This window comes from Streptomyces sp. NPDC058231, from assembly GCF_042882275.1.
GTDB lineage: Bacteria > Actinomycetota > Actinomycetes > Streptomycetales > Streptomycetaceae > Streptomyces.
This window is the reverse complement of the sequence record NZ_JBHVWN010000119.1, coordinates 1-11901: the sequence shown is the minus strand read 5'-3', so window position 1 is coordinate 11901 and position 11901 is coordinate 1. Positions and strand designations below refer to the sequence as shown.

General features: G+C 70.7%; 10 protein-coding genes. 4 read left to right on the top strand and 6 right to left on the bottom strand.

Annotated elements, in window-relative coordinates; translation table 11 throughout:
• Positions 1-68: 68 nt before the first annotated feature.
• A complete protein-coding gene (locus ACFVXE_RS37765) occupies positions 69-3272 on the bottom strand; it encodes a TIM-barrel domain-containing protein (RefSeq protein ID WP_389678195.1) in 3204 nt (1067 codons plus the stop codon).
• 809 nt (positions 3273-4081) lie between these two features.
• Here ACFVXE_RS37765 and ACFVXE_RS37760 point away from each other — a divergent pair.
• Both ACFVXE_RS37760 and ACFVXE_RS37755 read left to right on the top strand, forming a co-directional pair.
• Positions 4082-5287: an NUDIX domain-containing protein gene (locus tag ACFVXE_RS37760; protein WP_389678193.1), complete on the top strand. Its 1206-nt coding sequence runs from the start codon at positions 4082-4084 to the stop codon at positions 5285-5287.
• Positions 5288-5640: 353 nt separating this feature from the next.
• Positions 5641-6435: an integrase gene (locus ACFVXE_RS37755; protein ID WP_389678192.1), complete on the top strand. Its 795-nt coding sequence runs from the start codon at positions 5641-5643 to the stop codon at positions 6433-6435.
• Between the two features lie 55 nt (positions 6436-6490).
• On the opposite strand, the gene ACFVXE_RS37750 is transcribed toward ACFVXE_RS37755, so the two are convergent.
• The gene (locus ACFVXE_RS37750) at positions 6491-7411 is read right to left on the bottom strand and encodes an aminoglycoside phosphotransferase family protein (protein ID WP_389678191.1); all 921 of its coding nucleotides are present in this window, start codon (positions 7409-7411) and stop codon (positions 6491-6493) included.
• Positions 7412-7566: 155 nt separating this feature from the next.
• Entirely contained in the window at positions 7567-8532 is a 966-nt protein-coding gene (locus tag ACFVXE_RS37745; RefSeq protein WP_389678190.1) for a pirin family protein, read from the bottom strand.
• A gap of 164 nt (positions 8533-8696) precedes the next feature.
• Here ACFVXE_RS37745 and ACFVXE_RS37740 point away from each other — a divergent pair, with 164 nt between their 5' ends.
• Complete coding sequence (locus tag ACFVXE_RS37740; protein WP_389678189.1) at positions 8697-9068, top strand: tetratricopeptide repeat protein; 372 nt, start codon at positions 8697-8699, stop codon at positions 9066-9068.
• 262 nt (positions 9069-9330) lie between these two features.
• On the opposite strand, the gene ACFVXE_RS37735 is transcribed toward ACFVXE_RS37740, so the two are convergent.
• From ACFVXE_RS37735 to ACFVXE_RS37725, 3 genes are all read right to left on the bottom strand, one after another.
• Positions 9331-10074 (bottom strand): TetR/AcrR family transcriptional regulator, encoded by a 744-nt coding sequence (locus ACFVXE_RS37735; protein ID WP_389678188.1) that lies wholly within the window; start codon positions 10072-10074, stop codon positions 9331-9333.
• Positions 10071-10274: a hypothetical protein gene (locus ACFVXE_RS37730; protein ID WP_389678187.1), complete on the bottom strand. Its 204-nt coding sequence runs from the start codon at positions 10272-10274 to the stop codon at positions 10071-10073. Before ACFVXE_RS37730 ends, ACFVXE_RS37735 begins: the two co-directional genes overlap by 4 nt.
• A 66-nt stretch (positions 10275-10340) precedes the next feature.
• Positions 10341-11090: an SDR family oxidoreductase gene (locus ACFVXE_RS37725; RefSeq protein ID WP_389678185.1), complete on the bottom strand. Its 750-nt coding sequence runs from the start codon at positions 11088-11090 to the stop codon at positions 10341-10343.
• A 180-nt stretch (positions 11091-11270) separates the two neighbouring features.
• Between ACFVXE_RS37725 and ACFVXE_RS37720 the strand changes: the two genes are divergently transcribed.
• The gene (locus ACFVXE_RS37720) at positions 11271-11870 is read left to right on the top strand and encodes a GNAT family N-acetyltransferase (protein WP_389678184.1); all 600 of its coding nucleotides are present in this window, start codon (positions 11271-11273) and stop codon (positions 11868-11870) included.
• The last annotated feature ends 31 nt before the right edge of the window (positions 11871-11901 follow it).

Genomic DNA, 11901 nt, shown 5'->3' with positions numbered 1-11901 from the left:
GGGCCTGACGGCGACGTGCGCCGGTCCGCGAGCGGCCGCGGGAGGCCTGTGCCGGCCGGGCGTTCCTGCTACTCGTAGGTGACGGTGACCGGGGCGTGGACGGTGCTGCGGGGCAGCGTGATGGTGAGCGTCCCCGTGGCCCGGTCCCAGTGGTACGCCTGCGGGGACAGCCGCACACCGCTCGCACTGACCTTGGTGGGCGCGTGGGCACCCAGGAGCGAGAGCGTCCAACGGCGGTCCTTCACCTGACCGTGGAAGGAGCCCTTCACCGGGCTGATCGACACCGTGTGGCGCGAACCGCTCTGCCGGTACCGGATCGTCGTCGTGGCGCTCCGGCTCTTCTGCGTGCTGGTCCCGCTGTCCTCGTAGAGGCTGTACGAACCCGGCGCGCCGGTGGCGATGTTCAGCGTGACGTCGGTCAGAGGGTTCCGGTCGTTGTCGGTGACGTCATGCGTGCGGGTGGGCAGGATGCCGCCCGCCTTGACGAAGACGGGCATCGAGTCGAGGCCGGTCGTGACGTCCTGGGTTGTCCCGCCCTCGTAGGTCTTGCCGGTGAAGTAGTCGGTCCACTGCCCGGGCGGGAACCAGACCGAGGTGGTGGCGGAGTCACCGGGCGTGGTCACCGGGGCGACCAGCACGTCGGAGCCGTAGAAGTACTCGCTGCCGGCCGTCGCGTACGCCTGCGGTTCGTCCGGGTACTCCAGGTAGGCGGGCCGGACGATCGGTACTCCGGTGCGGTTCGCCTCTTCGGCGAGCGTGTAGGTGTACGGCACGAGGTTCTCGCGGAGGTTGAGGAACTTGTCCGCCGACTCCCGCGCCGCGGTGCCGTACTGCCAGGGGAGCCGGTCGCTGTGGTTGCTGTGCAGGCGGTCGACCGGCTGGAAGGTGCCGAACTGCACCCAGCGGGCGTACAGGTCGTCGGGCAGCTTGTGGGTGGTGCGGGTCGTGCCGCCGTCGTTGTACGTCTCCGAACCGGTCAGACCCGTCGTGTCGTTGTGCCCGCCGATGTCGTGCGTGATGGCCGCCATCCCGGTCGCGGCGGACTCGGCGGGGGTGTAGCCGACCTCCAGTTTCAGCATTCCCCACGTGGAGGAGGTGTCGCCGGTGAAGTGGACGGTGGTGCGCTTGTCCGCCCACGGCCCGGTCGGCAGCGGTTGCTGGCCGCTGTAGCCGCCGGCCTGCAGCGAGCCGTACGCACGGGAGAGCACGAACCCCCGCCCGAGGGTCTTGGCGGCGGCGGTGGCGTACTGCTGGTTGATCCACGCGTCCGGGCTCACGCCCGGCAGCGAGGACTGCGACGCGTCACAGCACCAGTCCAGCCACCAGATGTCGTGCCCCTGCCCGTCGATGGTCCGGTGCAGGTCCATGTACGCCTTGAGCTGGTCGGGATCCCCGAAGTCGAAGGTGTAGCAGTTGTCTTCGACGGAGGCACCCGAGGCACAACCGCCCTTCGTCAGCTTGCCCTTGGCCGTGGCCTGTGCCTGGGCGAACTGGGGATCGGACGCGAGGATGCTGGGGTGCACGTTGAGCGAGTTGTGCAGGCCCTCGGAGGCCGACCAGTCGAAGAAGCCCTTGGGATCGGGGAACTTCTCGGGATCCAGCTCCCAGCCGCTCCAGTTGTTCACGGCCTTGTAGTCCGTATCAGTCACCAGTACGTCCAGCGGGACGCCTTCGGACCGGAACTTCGGCAGGATCGTGTCCTTGTAGTCCGCCGCGGTGCGGTCGATGTACTCCGAGTACCAGATGCCGTACGCCCACGGGGGCAGCAGCGCGGGCGGCCCGGTGAGGGTGGCCAGGTCCGTGAGCCCCTGCTTGTAGTCGTGGCCGTAGCCGAAGACGTAGCCGTCCTGGTAGGGCGCGCCGCCGTGACCCGGACGCCGGGTGGCCTTCTGGGTCTCGGTGTCGTACAGGGCGGACGGCGTGTCGTCGAGCAGGTACCAGCCGTCCTGGTTGAGCAGACCGGGAGTGGTCACGAGGGAGTCGCTGTTACCGGTCACACCGTCGAGGCCCCGACGGTATCCACCCAGCGCGATGTGCGGCTGCGGCGCAGCCGCCTTCGTGGCGGTCACGGAGACGGTGTCCGCGTTGACATGGCAGCTGGCCGTGTCCGGGCAGCCGAGGGTGATGTCGTTGTCGCCTGTCTTGAGGGCGACGGCGACCGAGGCCGACTGCCAGTCGCCCCAGTCCTCCGTCGCGGGGAACTCCAGGGTGCCGGTGGCGCCGCCGGCGGACACGGTGGCGGTGCGTGTCCGGTGGAGGCCGTCGCCGCCGGCACCGTTGGCGTAGCGCACATGGAGTGTGTAGGTACCGTCGGCGGGCACGCCCACCAGATGGGTGGTCAGGCTCGATCCCTGGTTGAGCTCGGAGACGAAGCCGCTGCCCGCGTACCCCTTGTGGTCGGTGGCGCTCACCGCCGTTCCGCCGATGCGACCGGCCTCCGCCTCGCAGCTCGCACCGTAGAGACAGTCGGTCGTCGCGGTGGTGGAAACGGGCGGGTACGCGTCACCGGGCCGGACCAGCGCGACGCTGTCGACGTTCACGTCACCCGAGTCGGAGGTGGTCCGGGTCAGGGCGATCGTGTGGTGTCCGGCGCCCAGCTGGACGTCGGCGCCGGCGTGGCTCCAGGTGTCCCAGTCCGCCGCGGCCGGAAGACTCACGGTCTGCGGTGCGCCTCCGTCCACCGTGAGGGTCAGGGTGCGGGTCCGGGACTGCCCGTCACCGCCCAGGGAGTTGGCGTACCGCACGTCGAACCGGTAGGTCCCGGCATTCTTGACATCGATGTCAGTCGACGCCGAGCTGCCGGTGCTCTCGAATCCCGCCGCGAAACCGGGCCCGGTGTATCCCTTGTGGTCGGAGGCCACGGAAACCCCGTCGAGCTGCAGATGCTCGCCTTCGCACAACGCTCCGAGCTTGCAGGTCAGGCGCTGCCACGGGGCGGCGGTCAGCGGCGTGCCGCCGGGCGTCACCTGCACGGAGAGGTTCTGGGCGTCGAACTGTCCGGAACCGACCCGGTAGCGCAAGGTCAGCGCGCTCGTCCGGATGGTGAGCCAGCCACCGGACGTCGTGGCGCTGTAGGCGGCAGGCGCGAATCCGTTGCGGCCGATCGCGTTGAACGTCGCGTCGTCGGTGAACTTCCGGTCGCCCGCGTATTCGGTGCGAATCAGTGTCGGCGAGAGGATCTCGAAGCGGGCGTCGCCGGATGAGACGGTCGGTATGCGAAGGGCGTGCGGCGCATGTGCCGCTGCGCCGGATGCGCCTCCGGCCACCGTCATGGCGGCTGCGGTGCACAGGGCGGCGGCGATACCGACCTGCCTCCGAAGGGCTCTCGGCCGTCGCCTCGTCCATGGGGGTCTCATGTACAACTCCGTTCTCGGGTCGGCGGCCGGACAGCCGGTCCGCGCCACCCTGGGCGCGGACTGCTGCGACCGGACCGCCGGCGTTCTCCGCTGCGGTACGGGCTGTTTCATCGTTGTAAACGATGTACGTGCGCATGACAGCATGTCGGCCGCGCCATGTCCATACAGATGACTTGCAACGTTGCAGAGGACCGTGCACGAACCGTCCGGCAGGATGGTGTCGAGGCGTCACCGGACAGCGCCGCGACGGTCGTTCGCCGGGTGTGCCGCCTGACATGACGGCGCGACCGGCCGGCCGGACGATCACCCCACCGCTTGATCCGCAGCGTGCTTACGGGGATTGACTCCCAGCCGTCGTCAGGGTGCGCGCATGGCCGAGAAGGCGCCCCTCGAAGCAGGATGCGCGTGGATCCGGTCGTCCTGGCGGACCGACACCGAAGTACGATCGGTCGTCCCGGAGTTCGGCACCCGAGCCCACCCCCGTCGCCGGTTCGCACCCGGACCGCCTGGAACGGTGTCCACGCGTTCCTCGTACCCGGCGGGACGTCCCGGGCCGCCGTCTGCGTGAACCGCCCGAACGGGGGCCGACGAGCCCGTGGGCCTTCCCTCCGCCGTACACCGATCTGCCGGGCCCGCCGACCAGCCTTCTGACAACACCGTTCCTCCGCACCTGACCACCGTTCGGCCCTGCACCCTGACCGCGCCGATGCCACGAGGAGAGACCCATGGAGCCTGAGCAGGTGAACGCGACGGCGTGGGAGCGGTACGGAACCCACCACATCGATCGGGGGACTCCCCTACCCGACGTGGCACGCATCGCCTGGGGATTCCCGGGCGAGGGCCCGGGCGCCGAGATTCTCGGCAACCTCCGGGGGAAGCGCGTGCTGGACCTCGGTTCCGGCACCGGGAGACACGCCGCTCATCTCGTACGCGAACACGGGGCAGTAGTGGATGCCCTCGACGCATCGCCGAACCAACATCGACGCGCTTGCGATCGATACGGTGGAACGGCCGGGCTGCGGCTGCTCCTTGGCGATGCTGTCGACCATCTGCGGTCCGCGGAAGCGTACGACGTGATCTATTCCATCGGCGGCTTCCCCTACATCGACCCCCGTCGTCTGCTACCGGCGCTCGCTTCGGCGCTCAGGCCGGATGGGAAATTGTGCTTCACCGCCTTGCACACCAACAGCCTCGGTGAAGGTCCCTCCCCGACTGTCTGCGCCCGTCCCGAAATTCTGCCGCTGGCCGGCGGCGGCGAACTCACCGTGCAGATGTGGGTCCTCACTCCGGAGCTGTGGGAGGGGCAACTCGCCGAGCACGGACTGCTGGTCGAGAACATCGAGATCCTCGACGCGCCCGGCAGCGACAACCGCGCCTCCTACAGCTTGTTCCACGTACGCCGGCGCGCTCGCGTCTCTTCGCGGCCCCGCACCTCCCGACCGCCCGTGGCGCATGCGGCCCTCGGAGTCGGAGCGATCATCCACGGACCGCACGGGCTGCTGCTCGGGCGCCACCGGAGGGGCACTTGGGAGCTGCCCGGCGGGAGTGTGGAGCCGGGCGAGTCACTGGAGGAAGCGGTGGTACGGGAGTTGCGTGAGGAAACGGGTCTGACGGCCCGGGCCGATGACGTCGTTCTGCTCGGCACCCTGCTCGACTCGGTCGACGGGGTCGTGCGCATCACCGTGCCCGCGGTCGTCACCGAATGGCGAGGTGAGCCGTCCGACCAACCCGGTGAGAGTGTCGGCTCCTGGCGCTGGTATCCACCGCAGCAGCTCCCCGAGGGGCTCTTCGTGTGCAGCGCCCAGATCCTCACGGCATGGCAGTCCGCACTGCCCATCGACCACGCCCCCGCCGCGTTCACCCGCTACGCGCCACCGCGGCGTGAGCCCCCCCGGCCGACGGACGACCACCAGGAGGCCGGGGCCCGGTGACCGCGGAGGCTGACGCACCCGTACTCGGCCCGCAACTGCGCACGGCCGCTTGAGCACTGCCGTCGACGCGGTTCCGAGCGGCCGTGACGGCCTGGCCGGGACCGCCGCCGGGGACAAGGGACAGCAGGGCTGACGCAGTCTCCCGGTCCGGGTGCCCGATCACGGTCCCACAGGCCCCTCACGTACGGTGCCGAGTCGCAGGGGCCTGCCGCGCGATGGCTGCGGGCGGTTCGGATACCGGTCGCGGCAGAGCTGCGCGGCCGATGCCTCTGGGCCGGCAGATGCCCGCACCCCGGGCGAGGCGGTGGCCGATCGGTGTCGACGCTTCGATCGGCGGGAGGAGGGAGGCAGGCATGCGGGTGACGATGACGAGCGCTGCGGCACGGGCCGGCCGCACGAACGAGGACTTCACCGGCGCTCTGCCGACGGCGGCGGTGTTGATCGACGGCGCCGGCATCCCCGGCACCGAATCGATCTGCCGGCACGGGGTGGCCTGGTACGCCGGCCGTCTGGGAGGCACTCTCCTCGACCTCTTGTTCCTCGCGCCGGACCGCAGCCTCCCGGCGCTGCTGGCCGAGGCCATCGAACAGGTGACGGACGCTCACCGGGACACCTGTGATGTGGCCGATCCCATCAGCCCGTCGGCAACCGTGGCCGTGCTCCGCCTGTCCGGCGGTCTCGTCGAGTACGTGGTACTCGGTGACTCGGTTCTCGTGCTCGACAGAGCGGAGGGTGCACCGCTCGTCGTGTCCGACCGCAGGGAAGTGATCATCCGTCAGTCGTACCTCCCCGCGTTCGAGGCCGCTGCCGAGGGCAGCGACGAGTACCACCGAGTCCTCCGTGACCTGCGCGCCCGTCGGAACCGGCCGGGCGGCTTCTGGTTGGCCAAGGACGACCCGCGGGCGGCGGACGAGGCAGTGGCCGGGAGCTGTCCGGTATCCGAGCTGACCGGTGCCGCTCTGCTCAGCAACGGAGCCAGCCGCATCGTGGACCGGTTCAGGCTCACCGACTGGCCAGGGGCCATGGCCGTCCTGACGTCGAACGGACCCGCCGAGATCATCCGTCGTGTCCGGCAGGCGGAGGCGCACCACGCGGTGGCGCCGGACGACGCGACGATCGCGCACTGCACCGATTTCGGCGAGGCCTGACGGGCGTCCCCTCACCGGCCTGCCGGTCGGGGGCGCCACGGCCGGCCTCGACCGCTCAGTGGCGGGCCGTGGCGATGAGACGTCGCAGGGCGGCTCGGGCAGGAGGGCCCCAGGTCGCCTTGCCGCCGGGACGGCCGTGGACACCCGCCTCCCCGATGAGGATGCCGCCGAGGGCTCGCAGCGCCGCCCAGCCGCGGGCGCGGCGCAGGGTCGCTGCGTCCGGGGTCGGCCGGTAGGCGGCGTGGAAAAGGTCCAGGGCACCGTCCGGCAGCAGCACCCAGGGCGCGGCGAGGTCGCAGGCCGGATCGCCCGCGCAGAGATCACCGAAGTCGATCACTCCGCAGAAGGTGCCGCGCGCGGTGAGGACATTGGCCGGATGCAGGTCGCCGTGGAGCCACAGCGCCGGGCCCGTCCAGTCCGGCGCGGCAGCGGCGTCCTCCCAGACCGCGCGAACGGCGTCCGGGTCGGGGATCAGCCCCAGCGCTTCGGCCGCGGTGAGCTGCTCGGCGAACTGCCCGGCGAGGTCGGCCAACGGCCCCCCGCGGCCGTATCCGCCGGCGGGCGCCGTGTCGGGGGCGGGTAGGTGAAGCGCGGTCAGGAACGCGGCGAGTGCGTCGGCCGCCTCCGCGGCCTGCGTGGCGGGAGCACGGTCGGCGGGTTCGCCCGGTACCCAGGTGGTGACGATCCAGGGACGCGGAAACCGCTGGGAGGGCTCGCCGAGACGCTGTGGCACGGGGACCTGCAGCGGAAGGCGCGGGGCGAGGCGGGGCAGCCAGGCGTGTTCCTTGCGCAACAGTGCGTCCGCGGTCTGCGTCGCCCACGGCAACCGGACGGCCAGGTCGTCACCGAGCCGCCACAGCTGGTTGTCCCAGCCCCGCGCACCGAGCGTCAGAGGCCGATCGGCCAGGTCCGGGTGCTGATCGCGCAGGATGTCCCGGACCAACTCCGCGGTGATCTCGATCTCGGTGTGGGTCATGCGGAGCAACGGTAGCCGGGCGGCTGCACGCCCCGTCACTCACCCGGCTGAGAAGTTGTCTCCGCCGTCCCTCGTCACCGGCGTCCGGCCCGCGGCACCTGGTGCGGTGCGCGTCGGTGGGAGCCCGCCCCACGGCCGGAAGCGATGAAGCGCCGTCAACGGACCCGTCCGCGTGGTTTGAGCGCCACAGGCGGAAGTTCGGGGGCGGACAGCCGGTCACCGTCGTACCCGTGCACCTCGCCGAAGCCGGACCCCTCCGCCCATGCCCTCCGGGCCTCTTCGATCTCGTCGTGCGACCGCCCGATGAAGTTCCACCACATGACGATCTCCTCCTCGAAGGGCTCTCCGCCGAGGAGCATCAGCCCCGCGTCCGATTCGGCGCGCAGCGGGAGTTCGGTGCGGCCGCAACCGAGGTAGAGCATCGATCCGGGGAGCACGGGTACGCCGTCGACCTCTGCCTCACCGGACATCGAGAGCACGGCGTACTCGAAGTCGGGATCGAGTGGCAGCCGTGCCTCGGCACCCCGGGCGAGGGCAAGATCGGCTCCCACGATCGGGGTGTAGGCGGTGCCGGGCGAGGTCGCGCCGTCGAGGTCGCCGAGGATCACGGTGGCGGTGAGGCCGGGGGCCGTGACGGTGGGCAGGTCGGTGTGGTGCTGGAAGTGGGGTTCGACCCGACGGTGGGCGTCGGGCAGAGCCACCCAGAGCTGGGCGCCGTGCAGAAGGCGGGCGTGCGGCTTCGGGCTCTCCTCGGAGTGGCTGATGGCCCTGCCCGAGGTCATCAGACCCAGTTCGCGCGGGCGGATCGTCTGCAGGCTGCCCACGCTGTCGCGGTGCAGCACCTCGCCGTCGTGGAGCCAGCTCACCGTCTGCAGACCCATGTGCGGATGAGGCGGTACCTGCATTCCGGGTTCATCGGCGATGTCGTCGGGACCGTAATGATCTACAAAAGCCCAGGCGCCGACCATGCGGCGGCCGAGGTTGGGCAGCAGCCTGCGCACCTCGGTGGACTCGCCGAGCTGGACGCGGCGCGGGGCCAGGAGTTCACGTACCGGTTCCGCGACGACGAAGCCCCGGCCGCCGCAGACGGAGAGTGCGGCCTGGCGATCGAGATTGCTCATGGCGCTCAACCTATTCCCGTGCAGGCGTGGGCGGTCGCACCCGCGCCAAAATTTTAGTGGAATGTTCAACCATAATAGAGTGTTGTGAGGGCTGGAAGACGGCTGGGCGGACGCCCGGACAGCCGAACCGACGGACCCGGGGACGCCGCGACCGAGGAGAACAAGTGAACGACACCTATTACGAGTTCGGCACGGCAGCCGACCGCTGGGACCGCGCCCAAATGTTCTTCGAGGCGAAGGAGTACCTCACCGCGGCCCGAATTCTGGGCGGCCTGGTCGAGGAGGTGCCCGAGCAGGTGGCACCGCGACTGCTGCTGGCTCGCGCCTACTACCACTCCGCGCGGCTCGTGAAGGCCGAGGAGGAGTTGCGGGAGGTGCTGCGACGCGACCCCGTGGAGCACTATGCGCGGCTGATGCTCGGCCGCACGCTGGAGCGGCAGGGCCGGCAGAAGGAAGCCACGCCGCATCTGCGGATGGCGGCGGCGATGTCCGGGGACCTGGACTTCGGGGATCCGAGCGGCGGCACGGCCGGCTGAGGACGCCCGGGAGCCCGGCAGGCACCCCGGGCCGCCGGCGAAGAGCTTTACAGGGTCGGACGGGCGCACCCGCACGCCCCCTCGGCTCCGCCCGCGCGACATGGACGGAGCCGAGGCCGCGGACCGACCGGTCCGAAGGGATTCATGCAGCGAGCGACCGTCGCCCTGGCGCCTCAACCATTTTCACGGGAACGGGAGTCGATCGGACTCATCACCGGAGTCCGGTCACCACGCCCGGATTCCGGGCTCCGGATTCGATCCCTCAACCGAGGTGATCGCTCTTCTCGCCGTTCACGGTGGCGCGAACGGGAGCGTTGGAGACGCGGTCGAGCCATTCGTTCATCAGGGCTGCTTCGGCGGTACTGAGCCCGGCATCGGGCGAGCGTCGGAGCAGCGCGCTCAGCCGCGCCGCGACGGAAGGCACCTGCGTCCCGCCGGCTCCGGCCGGCTCGCGGACGCCTGCCTCGGGTACGAACACGGCCGCGTGCACGGCGTCGCGCACCCGCCTGGACACGCTGCCGTCGTTGAAGGTCGACGGTCGGGCGACGAGCATCAACCCGACTCCTACGTTGGCAGACATGATCATCTGGGCGGCGAGCTCGGACGATATCCGCAGTTTCCCGAGCGCCGCGGCCCGCTCCAGGTCGCGGGTGAGGATCCGGTGCGATTCGAGCGCGGCGGCCGGCGGTGTGCGCATCGCCGGGGAGTGCATCAGCCGGAAGAGGTTCGGATTCCGCAGCGCGAATTCGACGTGGCTGTCCCAGCCGTCGCGCAGGTCCTGGACCGGATCCGCAGTCTCACTGCGCTCCCGCTTCGTCGCCAGATAGGCCTCGAAACCATGATCGACAACAGCCGAGAGCAGCCCCTCCTTGTCGCCGAAATGACGGTAGAGGGCCGGGGCGCCCACCTGCGCCGCCTCGCACACGGCCCGGGTGGAAATGTCCCCGTCCGGCGACTTCGCGACCAGATGGGCCGCCACTTCCAGGATGCGTGCTCGGGTGCTCATCGAACGGACGCTATCAAGCGAACCCCGGCGGGGTTCGGTGGGCGGCGGCGAACCAGCAGGTCGCCCATGGCTGCACGGCGCCGGGCGTTGTGCGCCACCCCGTCGGCCGCGCGGACGGGGTGGCCCGCGGCGGTCGGAGCGCGGGCGGCGAGGAGGTGAGCACCGCGCTCGGCACCGATGACGACGATGATCCTGCACATGACGGGCTCCTCGGTCTCTCGCCGCGGCAGGGTCGAGGAAGAGGGGCTGCGGCGGGTGGGGCCTGGTCAGACGATGCCGCCGTTGGCACGAAGCACCTGTCCGTTGACCCAGCGGGCGGGTCCGGCGAGGAAGGCGATGACTTCCGCGATGTCCTCAGGGGTGCCGAGGCGCTCCAGCGGTGCCTGCCCGGCCATCCTCGCGACGGTCTCCTCGTCCTTGCCGTCCAGGAAGAGCGCGGTGGCGGTCGGGCCGGGGGCCACGGCGTTGACCGTGATGTCGCGGCCGCGCAGCTCGCGGGCGAGGATCAGTGTCATCGCCTCGACCGCACCCTTGCTGGCGGCGTAGGCGCTGTAGCCGGGAAGCGCCAGCGACAGCACCGAGCTGGAGAAGTTGATGATGGCCCCGCCGCCGCGCAGCCGGCGCGCCGCCTGCTGGTCGACGACGAAGGTGCCGCGGACGTTGGTGCGGTGCATCCGGTCCAGCGCGTCCAGGTCCAGCTCCGCCAGCGGTGCGAGCGTCATGACGCCCGCGGCATGGACGACCACGTCCACTCCGCCGTAGGCCTCCTCCGCCGCGTCGAAGAGCGCCGCGACGGCGACTTCGTCCGCCACGTCCGCGCGGTGCGCTATCGCCTCGCCGCCCGCGGCGGTGATGGCGGCCACGACGTTTTCGGCCTCGGTCTTGTTGCCCGCGTAGTTGATGACGACGGCGAACCCGTCGGCGGCGAGCCGTTCGGCGCCTTCCCGCCCGATACCCCTGGATCCTCCGGTGACGAGGGCGACCCGGCGTGACGCGGCGGTGGCCTGCTCGGTCATGGCATTGCTCCTGGTTCAGGGGGTTCGGCGGTTCCGCACCCTCGGCAGATCAACGCTAACACTTTAAGGATAGCGTCGCTACTGCACCTGCGTATCGACGCCACCCCCAGCGCCGGCCCTGCTCCGTGGCGCCGGAAATTCCGGTGCACCGGGCTCGCTGCCGTGATATCCCCACCAGTCATGGCAGACCTTTCAACGCCTCGACTCGTACTCCATCCGCTGAGTCCCGCCGAGGCCGAGGGCGTGGCCGCGCGCAGCCCAGGCCCCGGAGCCCGATGGGCACCGGAGTACCCGACCGTCGGCGACACGGTCGGGGCAAGGAATTTCTTGCGGCATTGCGCGGGCACCGGTGATCCCCGGCCTTTCGGCGCGTACGAAATCCGTCTCCGGGCGAACGGGCACGCCATCGGCGGAGCGGGCTTCCACGGCCCTCCGGACGCGCAGGGCGAAGTCACGATCGGCTACGGCCTGGTCCCGGCGGTGCGTGGCAACGGGTACGCCTCCGAGGCGCTTCGGGCGCTGCTGAACCTCGCCCGCGGCGAGGGTGTCACCGTCGTGAGGGGCGACGCCGACCTGGGCAACACCGCTTCCCAGCACGTCATGGAAGCGGCAGGAATGCGCTTCTCCGGGGAGGACGAGCGGGTGAAGTACTTCCGGATCGAGTGGCCGGCCGCGAGGGGCCGGGCGGAGACCACCGACACGGTGGGGACGGCCGGTGCTGTGCAGACGGCCGATGCGGCGGGGTCGACGGATCTCCCGAAAACCGAGGACGCCGCATAGAGGCCGGCTCGACACACGGCCGGTACGACGA